The sequence below is a fragment of the Streptomyces sp. NPDC042201 genome, from assembly GCF_055582185.1.
This window is the reverse complement of the sequence record NZ_JBVJDS010000005.1, coordinates 348,875-365,633: the sequence shown is the minus strand read 5'-3', so window position 1 is coordinate 365,633 and position 16,759 is coordinate 348,875. Positions and strand designations below refer to the sequence as shown.

The window sequence follows — 16,759 nt, the reverse complement described above, 5'->3', positions numbered from 1 at the left end:
GCCCTGCCGGCGCGCTACTTGGTGCGGAACGCGACAGCGAGGTACGACCGGTCGTCCGCGGACGAGGGCTTGCTCACCATCACCTCGGAGACGAACATCCGGCCGTCCGCGTAGCGGATCTCCGAGTAGTCCGGGGTGAAGCTGGTCTCCGCGCCACGGACGGCTTCGTCGCCCGGGTTCTCCATCAGCACCGTCTCCTTGAAGGTGCCACCGTCGATGGAGACGATCTGGCCGCCCTTGTCGTACGGAGGCCACTTGTAGGCGATGATGTTGCCGCCATCCATGCGCACCGGGAACATCGTGTAGCGGTCACCCGCGTCGGCGCGGTCCGAGGTGGTCTTGCCGGTGGTGAGGTCGAAGGAAACGATCTCGTTGGTGTTGCCGTACTCGCCGGTGCCCTGGTGTTCCTCGGTCGGCAGATAGATCCGGCCGTTGCCCACCGCGAGCTGCTGGCAGGACTCGACCTCGGTGGAGCGGCAGTCCGCCGCGTACTTGTCCGCGTCGGCCGCGATCTTGACGAGCAGCTTGCCGGTCTTCTCGTCGATCGAGAAGAAGTCCGAGATACCGCTGCCGTCGCCCGCGGTGTCACCGACGTCGGCCGCGACGACCAGCGGCTTGGTGGAGACGACGCTCGCGTACTCGACACCGGACGGCATCTTGTACGTGGAGAGCGGGGTGCCGTCGCGCGGGTTCAGGTTCTGGATGCTGACCTGCGGGTCGTCGTACGTACCGCACTTGCGGACCGCCACGAGTCCTTCGCCGCCGCCGTAGCCCATGTCGTAGCAGCCCTGGGCGTCGATCTCGGGCTTCCAGCGGACCGCGCCGGTGGCGATGTCGAAGGCCGCGCCGCCGTCCGTACCGCCGGCCGCGACGGTCGCGCCGCTGAGCGTGATCTCGCTGAAACGGACCTTCGAGTCACCCGCGTTGGAGCCCGTGACGGACTTGCTCCACAGCAGCTTGCCGGACTCCAGGTCGAGCGCGCCGATCTCCGTGCACGCCTGGTAGTCCTTCGCGGAGGTCCGCTTGGCGGACTCGAAGGCGACCGCGGTCTTGTTGTCCTCGGTGACATGCCTCGACGCCGCGCAGACCTGGCCGGGCAGCGGGATCGTCCACAGCTGGCTGCCCTTGTCCAGGTCGTATCCGACGATCTGGTTGATGCCGGTCTTCACATACGCGGTGTCGGTGATCCAGGAGCCGTCGACGGCGGTGACGTCGGCGACCTTGGGTGTCGGCAGCTGGAAGGCCACCGCGGACCGGGTGTTGGCGGGCGCCTTCTCCTTGCCGCCGCCACCGATCCCCTTCTCGCCGCCCGTGCCGCCCTCGGTGGAGCCGGACGTGGACCCCTTGGCGTCCTTCTTCGTGCCGTCGTCACCGGAGCCGGCGAACCAGATACCGCCGCCGATGATCAGCACCACGGCGACGGCCGCGGCGATGATGATCTGCGTCTGGGTGGTCAGCTTCTTGCCGCCACCGCCCTGCGGGGGTGGCTGGTACTGCGGCTGCATGGGCTGCGTCGGGTAGCCGTAACCGGGGTACTGGCCGGGCGGGCCCGGCTGCCCCGGCTGCCCGGGGTATCCGTATCCCTGCGGCGGCGGCTGCGGATAGCCGTACTGCGGGTTCTGCGCGGGCGGCTGCGGAGCACCGTACCCACCGGGCGGCGGGTTCTGCGGGGCGCCGAAGCCACCGGGGGGAGGGTCCTGCGGGGCGCCGAAGCCGCCGGGCGGCGGGTCCTGCGGGGCGCCGAACCCTCCCTGCGGGGGCTCGTTGGGCGGCTGGGGCGGCTGCGTCATGGCGTTCGTACCTCGAAAGGGAACTCGGAAAGCGCGGGAGAAGCGCGGGAGAAGCGCGGGAGAAGCGCGGGAGAAGCGCGGGAAAGCTCGGAGAAGGGGAGCCGGGGACGGAAGGACGTCAGGCCGTGGTCACTCGCCGAAGGCCATCATGGTCTTCGCCTGCAGTTCCTCGGCGTCGTTCCCGGCGCTGACCCGGCCGCTGGTCACATAGAAACGGCCGTCCACATAGGCCAGCGTCGAGGAGTAGAAGTCGTTCTCGATCTGGGCCGTCGACGCCGGGTGCCGCTGCAGCGTCTTGGGGGCGCCGCCGCTCGGGGCCACGGTCGCGACCACGCCGCCCTTGTCGTACGTGGCCTCCATGTAGACCAGGACGTTTCCGCCCTCCATGCGCAGCGGCGTCATGACGCGTCCGGCCGGTGCCTTGGAACGCCACTTCTGCTTTCCGGTGGCCAGGTTGAACGCGACGACCTCGTTGGTGCCTGCGGTGCCGCTCTGGTCGGGCGCGGTCGACATGTAGAAGGTGGTGGCGTCGGCGGCGACCCCGACACAGCCCTCCAGGTTCTGGCCGAGGACGATGAAGCTGCCGCCGCACTCGGGCTGGAACTTGTCGTCGCCGCCCTCCATCTGCGAGCGCAGGGTGCCGTTCGCGTTGAGCGCGAGGATGCTCCAGCTCTTCTTCTCGGCGTTCTTCAGGGAGATGACCAGCGGGTCGACCGAGTAGACCTTGTCGACCTCCCAGTCCTTCTTCACCTTGTACGTCCACTTGGCCTTGCCGGTGACCGGGTCGAGCTCCTGCACCTGGTTCGGCGCCACGCTGGCGTCACCGATCGGACAGCTCTCGGCGGCGATCAGCTTGGCGCCGCCGGCGAAGGCGTACGGCTGACAGTCGCCGGGCAGCTCGCTGAAGAGTTCCTTGCCGTCGCTCATCCGGAAGGCGTTGGCGCCCCCGGTGCGGGCGGCCGTGACGGTGTCCCCGCTGATCGCCAGGGTGATGTCGGAGAGCAGGTCGAAGAGCCCCGCCTTGGGGATCTCCTTCTTCCAGCCGCCCTTGCCGGTCGTGAGGTCGACCAACTGGATCTGGTCGCAGTCGGCCGTGTCGGCGGTGCCGTTCTTGAATCCGATGACTATCTTGCCGTCGGCCGAGGGCGCGAAGGGCGCCGAGCACAGCTCCGCGGGCAGCGTAAGCGTCCACTTCTTCTTGCCGTCGGTGGCCGAATAGCCCACGACCTGCTTGTACATGGCCTTGACGACGGTGTCGCCGTGGAACCACGGCCCGAACACGTCCGAGCCGTTGCGCGGCAGGTCCACGTCGTTCGTCTGCAGCCACAGCACCTTGGACTCGCCGTCCTTGCGCCCGGCGTTGAGGTCGTCGTTCGCCTCGCGGCCACCGCCGGTGCCGTCGCCCTCGTCGACGCTGGGCGAACCGCTCGGCTTGGCGTCCTGGCTCTTGTCGGCGACCGGCTTGGTGCCGCCGTCATCACCGCTGAGGACGAACCACGTACCACCGCCGATGACCAGCAGCGCTGCGGCGGCCGCCGCGACGATGACGCCGGGCTTGCCCGAGAAGAAGTTCTTGCCGCCGCCACCGCCGGGGGGCGGGGTGGGTCCGCCGGGGAACTGCTGGGGCGGATAGCCGCCACCGTACGGATTGGGCTGCTGGCCGTAGGGGCCCGGCTGTTGGCCGTAGGGGCCGGGCTGAGCGTACGGTCCCGGCTGCTGACCGTACGGCCCCGGCTGCTGGTTGTACGGACCCGGTGCCCCGCCCGGTACCTGGCCCGGCGCCTGCGGATAGCCGTAGCCCGGCTGCGGGGGCGGCGGCATCTGCGGCGGCGGCATCTGCGGGGGCTGCGGGGGCGGTTGCGGAACCCCCTGCTGCGGGTCCTGCGGAGCGCCGAAGCCTCCCTGCGGCGGTTGCTGGCCGGGTGGCTGGGTCATCAGCGCTTTCCCCCTTCGCGTGCGGACCACCACCCGATCGGCCTCCCCCGCGATCCCGGCGGCTGACCCCCCGGAATGGAGTGATTCGAGTGTGGATTCCGCATCGTCACATCAGTCGAGCGGGGCTTCTTTGTATCACTCGGACTGGTGTACGGGACGGGCCGGTCCGCCCCTGTTCCCAAGGGAGAACCGGCCCGTGATGCGCTCGTTACGCGCCCTGCACGCCGTCTCTACGCGTCCTCCGCGAGCTCCAGCCAGCGCATCTCCAACTCTTCACGCTCACCGGTCAGCTCACGGAGCTCCGCGTCAAGTTCGGCCACTTTCTCGAAGTCTGTGGCGTTATCGGCGATCCGCTGATGCAGCGTGGTCTCACGGCCGGACATCTTGTCGAGCTGACGCTCGATCTTCTGCAGTTCCTTCTTCGCCGCGCGGCCGTCCTTGGCCGACGCGGAACCCGCCGGGCGCTCAACTCCCGTGGCCTGCGCGGGCACCGGGACGGCGGTCTCGACCATCCTGCGGCGCCGCTCCAGATACTCGTCGATGCCGCGCGGCAGCATCCGCAGCGTCATGTCGCCGAGCAGGGCCATCACCTTGTCGGTGGTCCGCTCGATGAAGAACCGGTCGTGGGAGATGACGACCATCGAGCCCGGCCAGCCGTCGAGCAGGTCCTCCAGCTGGTTGAGCGTCTCGATGTCGAGGTCGTTGGTGGGCTCGTCGAGGAAGAGGACGTTCGGCTCGTCCATCAGCAGCCGCAGCAGCTGGAGCCTGCGCCGCTCGCCACCGGACAGATCACCGACCGGCGTCCACTGCTTCTCCTTGGTGAAGCCGAACTGCTCGCACAGCTGACCCGCCGTCATCTCCCGGCCCTTGCCGAGGTCGACGCGGTCCCGCACCTGCTGGACCGCTTCGAGTACCCGCAGGGTGGGCTTGAGTTCGGTGACCTCCTGGGAGAGGTACGCCAGCTTCACGGTCCTGCCGACGATCACCTTCCCGGCGGTGGGCTGGACGTCGCCCTGCGTACGGGCGGCGTCGGCGAGCGCGCGCAGCAGCGAGGTCTTGCCCGCGCCGTTCACCCCGACCAGGCCGATCCGGTCGCCGGGGCCGAGCTGCCAGGTGAGATGGGTGAGCAGCACCTTCGGACCCGCCTGGACGGTCACGTCCTCCAGGTCGAAGACGGTCCTGCCGAGCCGGGCGTTGGCGAACTTCATCAGCTCGGAGGTGTCGCGGGGCGGCGGTACGTCCGCGATCAGCTCATTGGCCGCCTCGACCCGGAAGCGCGGCTTGGAGGTACGTGCGGGGGCGCCGCGGCGCAGCCAGGCCAGCTCCTTGCGGACCAGGTTCTGCCGCTTGACCTCCTCCGTCGCGGCGATGCGCTCGCGCTCGGCGCGGGCGAAGACGTAGTCGGAGTAGCCGCCCTCGTACTCGTGCACCGCACCGCGCTGGACGTCCCACATCCGCGTACAGACCTGGTCGAGGAACCACCGGTCGTGGGTGACGCAGACGAGCGCGGACCGCCGGGCCCGCAGATGCTCCGCCAGCCAGGCGATGCCCTCGACGTCGAGATGGTTGGTGGGCTCGTCGAGCACGATCAGATCCGGCTCGCCGATGAGCAGCTTGGCGAGCGCGATCCTGCGCCGCTCGCCACCGGAGAGCGGCGCGATGACGGTGTCGAGCCCCTGCGGGAACCCCGGCAGGTCCAGTCCGCCGAACAGCCCGGTCAGCACATCCCGGATCTTGGCGTTGCCGGCCCACTCGTGATCGGCGAGATCACCGATGACCTCGTGCCTGACGGTGGCCTCGGGATCGAGCGAATCGTGCTGCGTCAGCACCCCGAGCCGCAGCCCCCCGCTCTGGGTGACCCGCCCGGTATCGGGCTCCTCCAGCTTGCTCAGCATCCGGATGAGGGTCGTCTTGCCGTCGCCGTTACGCCCCACAACCCCGATCCGGTCCCCCTCGGAGACGCCGAGAGAGACACCGTCGAGCAGCGCACGGGTGCCGTACACCTTGGTGACTGCCTCGACATTGACCAGATTGACGGCCATTTCACTCCTGTACGGGGGGATCGATCGACGTCCCAGCGTAGTCGCCGGGAACAGTGCGACGGCCTGCCGCCCTCGCACCGTCCGGCGTACGTCAGGCGGGGCCGGCCACGATCGTGGCGCCCGGGGCTGGGGACGGGGCTACGCGGGCGGTGCGGCAGGTGGCGGAGGTCCGTAGGGCTTCGGCCACCTCGGCGGCCGCTTCCGGGCTCTTGGTGAGGAAGGCGGTGGTCGGGCCGGAGCCGGAGACCAGGGCGGCCAGGGCGCCCGCGGCGGTGCCGGCGGCGAGGGTGGCCGTCAGGGAGGGGCGCAGGGAGAGGGCCGCGGGCTGGAGGTCGTTGGCCAGGGTGCCTGCCAGGGCGACGGCGTCGCCGGTGCGCAGGGCGTCGAGCAGCGCGGGGTCGGCGGCCGGGGCCGGGACGTCCGTGCCCGCGCCGAGCCGGTCGAACTCGCGGTAGACGGCGGGCGTGGACAGGCCGCCGTCGGCGACCGCGAACACCCAGTGGAAGGCGCCGCCGGTTTCCAGGACGGTGAGCTGTTCGCCGCGTCCTGTGCCCAGCGCCGCGCCGCCGATCAGGCTGAACGGCACATCGCTGCCCAGCTCGGCGCAGAGGGCGAGGAGCTCGTCCCGCGAGGAGTTCAGCGACCAGAGCGCGTCGCAGGCCAGCAGGGCGCCCGCGCCGTCCGCGCTGCCGCCCGCCATACCGCCCGCGACCGGGATGTCCTTGGCGATGTGGATGTGGACGTGCGGGTCGATGCCGCGGCGCCGCGCCAGCGCGAGCGCGGCCCGCGCCGCGAGGTTCGTCTCGTCCAGGGGCACCTGGTGCGCGTCGGGGCCCGAGCACGTGACGCGCAGCTCGTCGGCGGGCGTGACCGTGATCTCGTCGTAGAGGCCCACGGCCAGAAAGACGTTCGCCAGGTCGTGGAAGCCGTCGGGGCGGGCCGCGCCCACCGCCAGCTGCACATTGACCTTGGCCGGTACTCGTACGGTGACGCTCACGCGCCGTCCCCCTTCGCCTGCGACTCCGCGCCCTTGGACTCCGCGTTCTTCGACTCCGCGATCCGCGCGAACTCCTCCACCGTCAGCGCTTCGCCGCGCGCCTGCGGCGAGATCCCCGCCGCGACGAGCGCCGCCTCGGCCGCCGGGGCGGATCCCGCCCATCCGGCGAGGGCCGCCCGCAGGGTTTTGCGGCGCTGCGCGAAGGCCGCGTCGACGACCGCGAAGACCTCGGCCCTGGAGGCCGTCGTCTTCACCGGCTCGGCCCTGCGCACCAGGGAGACGAGGCCGGAGTCCACATTGGGCGCGGGCCAGAAGACGGTGCGGCCGATCGATCCCGCCCGCTTGACGTCCGCGTACCAGTTGGCCTTCACGGACGGCACGCCGTACACCTTGTTCCCCGGCGCCGCGGCCAGCCGGTCGGCGACCTCGGCCTGGACCATCACCAGGGTCCGCTCGATGGTCGGGAAGTGCTCCAGCATGTGCAGCAGGACCGGCACGGCCACGTTGTACGGCAGGTTGGCGACCAGCGCGGTGGGCGCGGGGCCCGGCAGCTCCCGTACCCGCAGCGCGTCGGAGTGCACCAGCGAGAAGCGCCCGGCGCGCGCCGGCATCCGCGCCTCGATCGTCACGGGCAGCGCCCCGGCCAAGACGTCGTCGATCTCCACGGCCGTCACCCGGTCCGCCGCCTCCAGCAGCGCCAGCGTCAGCGAGCCGAGCCCGGGACCGACCTCCACGACGACGTCGTCCGGGCGCACGTCGGCGGTGCGGACGATCCGGCGGACGGTGTTGGCGTCGATGACGAAGTTCTGCCCGCGCTGTTTCGTCGGGCGTACGCCCAGCGCTGCGGCCAGCTCGCGGATGTCTGCGGGGCCCAGGAGGGCGTCGGGCTCAGTGGTGCTCACCGGGTAAGCCTACGGCCGCGCCGGAGCGCCCCCGGGCGCCGTTATGGGTCAGTAACCGAAGGCGTGCGCCGTATTGCGTGAAATCGCCTCCGCCATGGCGTCCTCACCGATCCCGCGCACTTCGGCCATCGCACGCAGCGTGACCGGAATGAGATAGGGCGCATTCGGCCGCCCCCGGTAGGGCGCCGGAGTGAGAAAAGGCGCATCCGTCTCCACAAGAACAAGCTCTATTGGCGCTACTTTGAGCGCATCACGCAACGGCTGAGCGTTTTTGAATGTCACATTGCCTGCGAAAGACATGTAGTAACCCGCCGCAGCGCAAATTTCGGCCATTTCCGCATCACCGGAATAGCAATGGAAGACCGTTTGTTCCGGGGCACCCTCGTCGGCGAGGATCCGCAGCACGTCGGCGTGCGCCTCGCGGTCATGGATGACGAGCGCCTTGCCGTGGCGTTTGGCGATCTCGATATGGGCGCGGAAGGAGCGCTCCTGGGCGGCCATGCCCTCGGGCCCGGTCCGGAAGTGGTCGAGCCCCGTCTCGCCGACGGCCCGCACCTGGACCAGGGCGGCCAGCCGGTCGATCTCCGCCAGCGCGTCGTCCAGCGCCGGGTCGCCGCCGCCCTCGCGGGCGCCCTGCCGTGACCAGCCGTCGGGGTCGCCGTGCACGATGCGGGGCGCCTCGTTCGGGTGCAGGGCGACCGCCGCGTGCACGTTCTCGTACGCCGCGGCCGTCTCGGCGGCCCAGCGCGAGCCCTTGAGGTCGCACCCCACCTGGACCACCGTCGTCACGCCGACCGAGGCGGCCTTCTCCAGGCCCTCCCCGACCGTTCCGTCCTGCATGTCCAGGTGGGTGTGCGAATCGGCGACCGGCACCCGCAGGGGCTCGGGCAGTGGCGGCGCGGCGTGCTTCGAACTCATGGGCGCGATCCTACGAGGATCGCGCCCATGGACTCACGTGCGGTGGAAGCGGCGGCTCACGTGCGGTGGTGGAAGGGGTGCAGCAGATCGGAGAGATGCCAGTGGTGCCGGCCCGCCCCGGCGGCGGAGGCGCCGGCGGGTATGCCGTCGGCCGATCCGGCGGATATCTCCTCGGCGGGCTGCGCGGACCCCTCCGCGGGCTCCGGCTTCGTCTTCGTCTTCCCGGCCCGCTTGCCCTTGGCCGGGCTCTTGGCGGGGTGGTACTGCTCCATCATCAGAGCCCGTACGGACGAGACCTGCCCGGACCGCATGATGCGGACGATGTGCCCGCCGCAGTTCTGGCAGGACGGGCTGGACAGCGGCGAAGGTACCCGCACCCCGTTGGACTTGTAAACGACGAAATTCTGCCCCGAGCCGTCGACGTGATGCTCTATGTCGTAGGCCTGCTCCCAGCCGTGCCCACAACGCATGCAACAAAAGGCATATGCCTCGTGGGCTACGGCGGTGCCCGTGATCTCACTCATGCCAGCTCCTCTCCACTGACCCAGTGGACGCCTTTAATGGCGGGAGCGCATCAGCGCCTGTCGATTAATGGAATGCTCTTGGCCTTCTCATGCCCCAAAGGCCCGGCACGCGGTCTGCGCTTTGCTTTTCACGATAGTCCTTTACCGTCCGCGGGGGACGTTCGCGCGGCATTTTTTGCCGCGACGACCGCGTCGAACACCTCGCGCTTGGGCACCCCCGCCTCGGCGGCGACGGCGGCGATGGCCTCCTTGCGCCCCTCCCCCGCCTCCTCCCTCACGCGCACCCGCTGCACCAGCTCGGCGGGATCCAGTTCCCCGGGCCCCGACTCCGGTGCGCCCTCGACGACGACGGTGATCTCGCCCCGTACGCCCTCGGCCGCCCAGGCCGCCAGGTCACCGAGGCCGCCGCGCTTCACTTCCTCGTACGTCTTGGTCAGCTCGCGGCAGACGGCGGCCCGGCGGTCGGCGCCGAAGACCTCGGCCATCGCGGCGAGGGTGTCGTCGAGCCGGTGGGGCGCCTCGAAGTACACGAGGGTGCGCCGCTCGGCCGCGGCGTCCCGCAGCCGGCTCAGCCGCTCGCCCGCCTTGCGCGGCAGGAAGCCCTCGAAGCAGAAGCGGTCCACGGGCAGCCCGGAGAGCGCCAGCGCGGTCAGCACGGCGGACGGTCCCGGCACGGCCGTGACCTTGATGTCCCGCTCCACGGCCGCCGCCACCAGCCGGTACCCCGGGTCGGAGACGGACGGCATGCCGGCATCCGTGACCAGCAGCACCCGCGCCCCGCCCACCAGCGCCTCGACCAGCTCGGGCGTCCTGGCGGATTCGTTGCCCTCGAAGTACGACACGACCCGGCCACGGGTCTGCACGCCCAGCGCCTGCGTCAGCCGGCGCAGCCGCCGGGTGTCCTCCGCGGCGACCACGTCGGCGGTCTCCAGTTCGGCGGCGAGCCGGGGCGGCGCGTCCGTCACATCACCGATGGGCGTCCCTGCGAGTACCAGCGTTCCGTTCACATCCGCCATCCTCGCAGGGCGCGACGCACCCCTCGCACAGCGGCGTTCCCTACGATGGCGCGGTGACCAGTACTGCGCCAGAAGCCCTACAGGGGCACGACGCCGGCGACAAGCCGCCCTCATGGCCTCAGCGGCTCCGCCGATTCGGCCATGCGCCCCGGCCGGTGATCGGGCTGCGCGAGCGGCTGGTGCCGCCGTACACCCGCCCCTCGGAGCGGCTGTGGGCCGTGCTCGCGGTGCCGCCCCTCCTCGCGGACCGGCTGGTCCGCTGGTCGGCCTGGGGCGGGCCGCTGCTCGTGGCCCTGGTCGCGGGGGTGCTGCGGTTCTGGCACCTGGGCAGCCCCAAGGCGGTGATATTCGACGAGACGTATTACGCGAAGGACGCCTGGGCGCTCATCAACCAGGGCTACGAGGGCAGCTGGCCCAAGGACATCGACAAGCAGATCCTGAAGGATCCGTCCCTGGTCCCGGTGCCGACCGACCCCGGGTACGTCGTCCATCCGCCGGTGGGCAAGTGGGTCATCGGCCTCGGTGAGCAGCTGTTCGGGTTCACGCCCTTCGGCTGGCGCTTCATGGTGGCGGTGCTCGGCACCCTGTCGGTGCTGATGCTGTGCCGGATCGGGCGGCGGCTGTTCCGTTCGACGTTCCTCGGATGCCTGGCGGGCGCGCTGCTGGCCGTCGACGGCCTGCACTTCGTGATGAGCCGTACCGCGCTCCTCGACCTCGTGCTGATGTTCTTCGTGCTGGCCGCCTTCGGCTGTCTGCTGATCGACCGCGACTGGTCACGGCGGCGGCTGGCGGCCGCGCTCCCGGTGGACGAGGAGGGGGTGCTCCGCCCCGACGTCGAGGTCGCGGAGTACCTGCGGCTCGGCTGGCGGCCGTGGCGGCTGACGGCCGGGCTGATGCTGGGCCTGGCTTTCGCGACGAAGTGGAACGGGCTCTACATCCTGGCCGCCTTCGGGATCATGGCCGTGCTGTGGGACGTCGGCGCGCGCCGGACGGCGGGCGCGGTGCGGCCGTACTGGGCGGTGCTCCGGCGGGACCTCGTGCCGGCCTTCTTCTCGACGGTGCCGGTGGCGATCGTCACGTACGTCGCCTCGTGGACCGGCTGGATCGTCAGTGACAAGGGCTACTTCAGGAACTGGGCCGAGACCCAGGGCAAGGGCGGCCACTGGACCTGGCTGCCGGACTGGCTGCGCAGCCTGTGGCACTACGAGAACGAGGTCTACAGCTTCCATGTGAACCTGACCTCGGGCCACACCTACCAGTCGAACCCCTGGAGCTGGATCGTCCTGGGCCGCCCCGTCTCGTACTTCTACGAGGATCCGGCGGCCGGCTCCGACGGCTGCCCGGCGTCGACGGCCGGCAAGTGCGCCCGCGAGGTGCTGGCGATCGGCACCCCGCTGCTGTGGTGGGCGGCGGGCTTCGCGCTCTGCTACGTCCTGTGGCGCTGGTTCTTCCGGCGCGACTGGCGCGCGGGCGCCATCGCCTGCGCCGTCGCGGCGGGCTGGGCGCCGTGGTTCCTGTACCAGGAGCGGACGATCTTCCTCTTCTACGCGGTCGTCTTCGTGCCGTTCCTGTGTCTCGCGGTGGCGATGCTGGTGGGCGCGCTGGTCGGCCCGGCGGGCTCGGACGAGAGACGCCGGACGATCGGCGCGGTCGGCGCGGGCGTGCTGGTCCTGCTGATCATCTGGAACTTCATCTACTTCTGGCCGCTCTACACGGGCACCTCGATCCCCGTGGACTCCTGGCGCAACCGGATGTGGTTCGACACCTGGGTCTAGGTCCTGTCCGGTCGGACAGGGCCTAGCTGCGACGACGGCGAATGCGGCGTACTCGCGCGCCGCATCCGCGGTGGTCCTTGTTGGCCCTTGCTGGTCGTGCTGGGCCGCCCCCGGACGGCCCACACACGGCCCCACTCCGGGCCACGTACGTGGGGGACACGCGTCGGTCCGACGGCGGCACCGATGCCGGCCGGCGGAGCGAACCATCAACCGCTCAAGAGCTTCCGGGCGGTGGCGGAGTCAGCTCGCGTCGCCGAGGGCGTCGGCCGCGGCGGCGCCGATCGTGGCGAGGCGGGCGAGATCGGTGCGCGGCACGGTGGCGCAGCGCTCTGCCACAGCGCAGGCGAACGCGTCGCTCATCTCCTCGCCCACCTTGCGCCCCTCGTCGGTGAGGACAACGCGGCTCACCCGGCGGTCGGCCGGGTCGGTCTCTCGGCGCACGAGGCCGCGCCGCTCCAGGCGGTCGACGAGTCCGGTGACGTTGGTCTTGTCGCAGCCGAGCAACCGGGCCAGCTGGCCGAAGGAGGGTGCGGACCGCTCGAGCTGGCAGAGCAGCTCCGCCTGTTGCAGTGTCAGCCCCGCTCGGCGGGCGACGGTTCCGTATCGCAGCGCCACCTGCCGGTGGAGTGCGGAGAGAGTCCGCGCGAGGTGGCGGTCTTCGGAGGTCGGCTCCATGGCGCGATCCTAGTCGTTGGTTGACACCCTCGACCAATTAGTCGAGGGTATCGACCAACGATCTAGTCGACCAAGGGAAGCATTGCATGAGTGACCGTGTCGCCGTCGTCACCGGTGCCTCACGTGGAATCGGCCGCGCCGTCGCCGAACGCCTGGGCGCGGACGGCGCGGCCGTCGTCGTCAACTACCGCTCGGACGCGGACTCCGCGGCAAAGGCGGTCGCCGCCGTCGAGGCGGCCGGTGGCCGGGCGACAGCCGTGCGTGGCGACGCCGCCGAGCCGGCCGAGCTGCGGAGGCTGTTCGACACCGCGGTGAAGGAGTACGGCGGCCTCGACATCGTGGTGTGCAACGTCGGCGTCGCCCGTTTCGCATCCATCGCCGAGACCACCGACGAAGACTTCGATGTGATGTTCCGGACCAACACCCGCGCCACCTTCACCGCGCTGCGCGAGGCCGCGATACGGGTGCGCGACGGCGGGCGGATCGTCGTCGTCTCCAGCGGAGCGGCTGTCACCCAGCGCCCCGGATCCGGCGTCTACGGTGCTTCCAAGGCCGCGGGCGACGTGCTCGTCCGCACCCTCGCCCACGAACTGGGCCCACGCCGCATCACCGTCAACAGCGTGCTCCCCGGCGCCACCGACACCGATGCGCTCGCCGCCCAGCTGCCGCCTCAGGCCCGCGAGCAGCTGGCGACACAGATCCCGCTCGGCCGCCTCGGCCGGCCCGACGACATCGCCGACGTCGTCGGTTTCCTTGTCTCCGACGCCGCCCGCTGGATCACCGGCCAGGCCATCCGAGCGGGTGGCGGGTTGTTCTGACGATTCGGCTCTGCACCGAAAAGCCGGCCGATGACGGCCACCAGTTGGCCCGGCGCGGCGCGAAACAGCGGCCCGTCGCAGTCCGATAACGCTCCCCCTCCTGACGCGCCTGTCCCGTAGAGTGCATCCGATACTTCCTTTGAACATGTTCAAAGGAGCTCCTGGGGAGGGGGACTGCACAGATGCGCAGTGGAGTGAAGGTCGGCGTGGTCGGCGGAGTGTTCCTCGTCGTCGCCGGCGGGGTGGGATACGGCGCGTACAACGTCTACAGCGGGATCACCGGTGGCATCTCGGACACCACCAGCACGTCCGCGACGCGCGAGATCGAGACAGGACCGCTGAGCGCCGAGGAGATCGACAAGGCGGCGAAGGCGTTCCTGACCGCCTGGGCGAGCGGGAGCGAGGCGTCCGACGTCGCCCAGCTGACCAACAACGCCACCGCCGCGTCGCCCGTCATCAGCGGCTACCGCGACGAGGCCCATGTCACCGACGCGGTGATCACACCGGGGAAAGCGGTCGGCGCGAAGGTGCCGTTCACGGTCAAGGCCACGGTGGCGCTCGACGGCAAGACCAAGCCCTGGTCGTACAGCTCGGAGCTGACGGTGGTGCGCGGGCTGACCACCGGGCGGCCGCTGGTCGACTGGGCGCCTTCGGTGATCCATCCGAAGCTCACGAAGAACACTCACCTGGCCACGACCGAGGCCGCCACCCCGCCGATCGAGGCGGTCGACCGCAACGGCAAGGTGCTGACGAAGGAGAAGTACCCCTCGCTCGCGCCCGTTCTCGACCAGCTGAGGAAACGGTACGGCGCCGACGCGGGCGGCACGCCGGGCGTCGAACTGGCGTTGAGGAGCGACGGTGACAGCACGCCTGGAGAGACGCTGCTCACGCTCGCCAAGGGCAGGACGGGCACGCTCAGGACCACGCTGGACGCGAACGTGCAGGCGGCCGCCGAGCAGGCGGTGAAGAAGTACAGCGAGGCGTCGGTCGCCGCCGTCAAGCCGAGTACGGGCGAGATCCTGGCCGTCGCCAACAACCGCACGGACGGCTTCAACGCGGCGATGCTCGGCAAGCAGGCGCCCGGCTCCACGATGAAGATCGTGACCGCCGCGATGCTGCTGGAGAAGAACCTGGTCTCCGCCCAGCGGCCGGCCGAGTGCCCGGCGACCGCGATGTACCAGGGCCGTACGTTCCAGAACCTGGACGGCTTCTCGATCCCGAACGGCACCTTCGCGCAGAGCTTCGCCCGCTCCTGCAACACCGCCTTCATCAAGCTGATCGACGACACCAAGGACGACTCCGCGCTCAAGAACGAGGCCGAGCAGGTCTTCGGTATCGGCCTCGACAACTGGCAGACCGGCGTCCCGTCCTACGACGGCAGCGTTCCGTCCGCGACCGGCGGCGAGGCGGCCGCCCAGTACATCGGGCAGGGCACGGTGCAGATGAACGTCCTCAACATGGCGTCCATCACCGCCACCGCCAAGAACGGCACGTTCAAGCAGCCCATTCTCGTGGCGCGTTCGCTGGACGACCGGCAACTGGCCACCGCCACGCGCTCGCTGCGGTACTCCGTGGCCCAGCAGCTGCGCGACATGATGCGGCTCACGGCGACGAGCGGCACGGGCGCGAACGCGATGGCGGGGCTCGGCGGCGACAAGGGCGCGAAGACCGGCTCCGCCGAGGTCGACGGCCAGACCACGTCCAACAGCTGGTTCACCGGATTCCAGGACGACCTGGCCGCGGCGGCGGTCGTCGAGGCCGGCGGTCACGGCGGCGACGCGGCGGGCCCGGTGGTGGCGGCGGTACTGGGCGCGGGATGAGGCCCAGGGTGACGGTGCGGCCCGCGGCAGGTCCCGCGTGCCTCTCTGCCACTGGCCCCGGGGACAGGTCCCGTACGCCCGTGTGCCACCGGCTCCGCGGCCGGTCCCGTACGCCTCCGTGCCACCGGCCGCTCCGGGCGGAGTCCGGAAGCCGGTCGCACGGCCCGTACCGCGACCGCTAGCGTGCGGTCCATGAGCACTCCCGAAACCGCCGCCCATCCCCGTTTCGTCGAGGCCCTGCGTGAGCTGGGCCTCGACGGTCTCACCGAACGGGTCCGCCGTTTCCCGGACGCCACCCGCACCGCCGCCGAGGCCGCCGCCGCCGTCGGCTGCGGCCTCGGCGAGATCGTCAAGTCGCTGGTCTTCGAGGCCGACGGGGTGCCGGTCCTGGTGCTGATGGACGGCGCCTCACGGGTCGATGTGGAGCGCGTACGGCAGGAGTTGGGCGCGGCCGCCGTCAAGCGGGCGAACGCCGAGCTGGTCCGGGAGACCACGGGCTACGCCATCGGCGGCGTGCCGCCCTTCGGCCACCGTACGAAGACCCGGGTGCTGGCCGATCAGGGGCTGCTCGGCCACGCGGTGGTGTGGGCGGCGGCCGGCACTCCGCACACGGTGTTCCCCATGGACCCCACGTCCCTGGTCACGCACGCCGGCGGCACCGTGGTGGACGTCCGTGAGCGCAAGGGGTGACTCCCCTCGTCGCCGCCGCGGTCCTGGTGGCCGCCCTCACCCATGCCAGCTGGAACGCCATCGCCCATACGATCAAGGACCAGTTGGTCGCCTTCACCCTGATCGCCGGGGGCGCGACGGTGATCGGCGCGGTCGTCGCCTGCTTCGCGCCACTGCCGCACGCGGCGGCCTGGCCGTATCTGATCGTCTCCGCGCTGCTGCACGTCGGCTACCAGGCGCTGCTGATGCGGTCGTTCAGCCTCGGGGACTTCGGCCAGATGTACCCGATCGCCCGCGGCACGGCCCCGCTGGTGGTCACCGTGCTGGCCGCCGTCTTCGTGGGCGAGTCCCTGGACGCCTGGCAGGGGGCGGGCGTCGCCATCGCCTCGGCGGGTCTGGTCGGCGTCGCCCTGTGGGGCATCCGGGGCTCGAAGACCGCGCCGCAGTGGCCCGCCCTGCTGGCCGCGCTGGCGACGGGCCTGTCGATCGCGGCGTACACCGTCGTGGACGGCGTCGGCGTACGCAACTCCGGCTCACCGATCAGCTATATCGCCTGGCTGATGATCCTGGAGGGCGTCCTGATCCCGGCCTACGCCCTGTACGCCCGCCGCGGCCTGCTCCTGGCCCAGCTGCGCCCGCACGCGGCCCGTGGCCTGCTCGGCGCGGTGCTCTCCCTGATCGCGTACGGCCTGGTCCTCTGGGCCCAGACCCGCGCCCCGCTCGCCCCGGTCGCCGCCCTGCGCGAATCGTCGATCATCGTCGGCGCGGCGATCGGCGCGGTCTTCTTCAAGGAACGCTTCGGCACCCCGAGAATCGCGGCGGCGGGCCTGATGGTGGTGGGCATCAGCCTGATGCTCCACACGAGTTGAGCGAGCGGA

14 protein-coding genes are annotated in these 16,759 nt (G+C 70.8%); 5 read left to right on the top strand and 9 right to left on the bottom strand.

Going from position 1 to position 16,759, the window contains the following annotated elements:
• Window positions 1-14 precede the first annotated feature (14 nt).
• The 8 genes from ACZ6MZ_RS15255 to rsmI all read right to left on the bottom strand — a co-directional run bounded on the left by ACZ6MZ_RS15255 (window position 15) and on the right by rsmI (window position 10,124).
• On the bottom strand, window positions 15-1,790 hold the full coding sequence (locus ACZ6MZ_RS15255) for an outer membrane protein assembly factor BamB family protein (RefSeq protein ID WP_469352187.1): 1,776 nt from the start codon (window positions 1,788-1,790) through the stop codon (window positions 15-17).
• A gap of 129 nt (window positions 1,791-1,919) precedes the next feature.
• Entirely contained in the window at window positions 1,920-3,725 is a 1,806-nt protein-coding gene (locus ACZ6MZ_RS15250; RefSeq protein WP_469352185.1) for an outer membrane protein assembly factor BamB family protein, read from the bottom strand.
• Between the two features lie 230 nt (window positions 3,726-3,955).
• Window positions 3,956-5,767, bottom strand: coding sequence for an ABC-F family ATP-binding cassette domain-containing protein (locus ACZ6MZ_RS15245; RefSeq protein ID WP_469352183.1), 1,812 nt, complete (start codon window positions 5,765-5,767; stop codon window positions 3,956-3,958).
• Window positions 5,768-5,858: 91 nt separating this feature from the next.
• Window positions 5,859-6,764 (bottom strand): 4-(cytidine 5'-diphospho)-2-C-methyl-D-erythritol kinase, encoded by a 906-nt coding sequence (locus ACZ6MZ_RS15240; protein WP_469352181.1) that lies wholly within the window; start codon window positions 6,762-6,764, stop codon window positions 5,859-5,861.
• Window positions 6,761-7,666, bottom strand: a complete 906-nt coding sequence (gene rsmA / locus ACZ6MZ_RS15235; RefSeq protein ID WP_384187695.1) for a 16S rRNA (adenine(1518)-N(6)/adenine(1519)-N(6))-dimethyltransferase RsmA — start codon at window positions 7,664-7,666, stop codon at window positions 6,761-6,763. Before rsmA ends, ACZ6MZ_RS15240 begins: the two co-directional genes overlap by 4 nt.
• A gap of 48 nt (window positions 7,667-7,714) precedes the next feature.
• Window positions 7,715-8,584: a TatD family hydrolase gene (locus ACZ6MZ_RS15230; protein WP_469352179.1), complete on the bottom strand. Its 870-nt coding sequence runs from the start codon at window positions 8,582-8,584 to the stop codon at window positions 7,715-7,717.
• Between the two features lie 56 nt (window positions 8,585-8,640).
• On the bottom strand, window positions 8,641-9,108 hold the full coding sequence (locus tag ACZ6MZ_RS15225) for a hypothetical protein (RefSeq protein ID WP_389787586.1): 468 nt from the start codon (window positions 9,106-9,108) through the stop codon (window positions 8,641-8,643).
• 128 nt (window positions 9,109-9,236) lie between these two features.
• Window positions 9,237-10,124, bottom strand: a complete 888-nt coding sequence (gene rsmI, locus ACZ6MZ_RS15220; protein ID WP_469352178.1) for a 16S rRNA (cytidine(1402)-2'-O)-methyltransferase — start codon at window positions 10,122-10,124, stop codon at window positions 9,237-9,239.
• Window positions 10,125-10,177: 53 nt separating this feature from the next.
• Between rsmI and ACZ6MZ_RS15215 the strand changes: the two genes are divergently transcribed.
• Window positions 10,178-11,899: a dolichyl-phosphate-mannose--protein mannosyltransferase gene (locus ACZ6MZ_RS15215; protein ID WP_469352176.1), complete on the top strand. Its 1,722-nt coding sequence runs from the start codon at window positions 10,178-10,180 to the stop codon at window positions 11,897-11,899.
• A gap of 240 nt (window positions 11,900-12,139) precedes the next feature.
• On the opposite strand, the gene ACZ6MZ_RS15210 is transcribed toward ACZ6MZ_RS15215, so the two are convergent.
• On the bottom strand, window positions 12,140-12,574 hold the full coding sequence (locus ACZ6MZ_RS15210) for a MarR family winged helix-turn-helix transcriptional regulator (RefSeq protein ID WP_469352175.1): 435 nt from the start codon (window positions 12,572-12,574) through the stop codon (window positions 12,140-12,142).
• An 86-nt stretch (window positions 12,575-12,660) separates the two neighbouring features.
• Here ACZ6MZ_RS15210 and ACZ6MZ_RS15205 point away from each other — a divergent pair, with 86 nt between their 5' ends.
• The 4 genes from ACZ6MZ_RS15205 (at window position 12,661) to ACZ6MZ_RS15190 (ending at window position 16,750) form a co-directional block, all read left to right on the top strand.
• A complete protein-coding gene (locus ACZ6MZ_RS15205; protein WP_389787592.1) occupies window positions 12,661-13,392 on the top strand; it encodes a glucose 1-dehydrogenase in 732 nt (243 codons plus the stop codon).
• 182 nt (window positions 13,393-13,574) lie between these two features.
• Window positions 13,575-15,212, top strand: coding sequence for a penicillin-binding transpeptidase domain-containing protein (locus ACZ6MZ_RS15200; RefSeq protein ID WP_469352173.1), 1,638 nt, complete (start codon window positions 13,575-13,577; stop codon window positions 15,210-15,212).
• Between the two features lie 192 nt (window positions 15,213-15,404).
• Window positions 15,405-15,902, top strand: coding sequence for a YbaK/EbsC family protein (locus ACZ6MZ_RS15195; protein ID WP_384187777.1), 498 nt, complete (start codon window positions 15,405-15,407; stop codon window positions 15,900-15,902).
• Complete coding sequence (locus ACZ6MZ_RS15190; RefSeq protein ID WP_389674293.1) at window positions 15,899-16,750, top strand: EamA family transporter; 852 nt, start codon at window positions 15,899-15,901, stop codon at window positions 16,748-16,750. The genes ACZ6MZ_RS15195 and ACZ6MZ_RS15190 overlap by 4 nt, the downstream gene beginning before the upstream one ends.
• Window positions 16,751-16,759 lie beyond the last annotated feature (9 nt).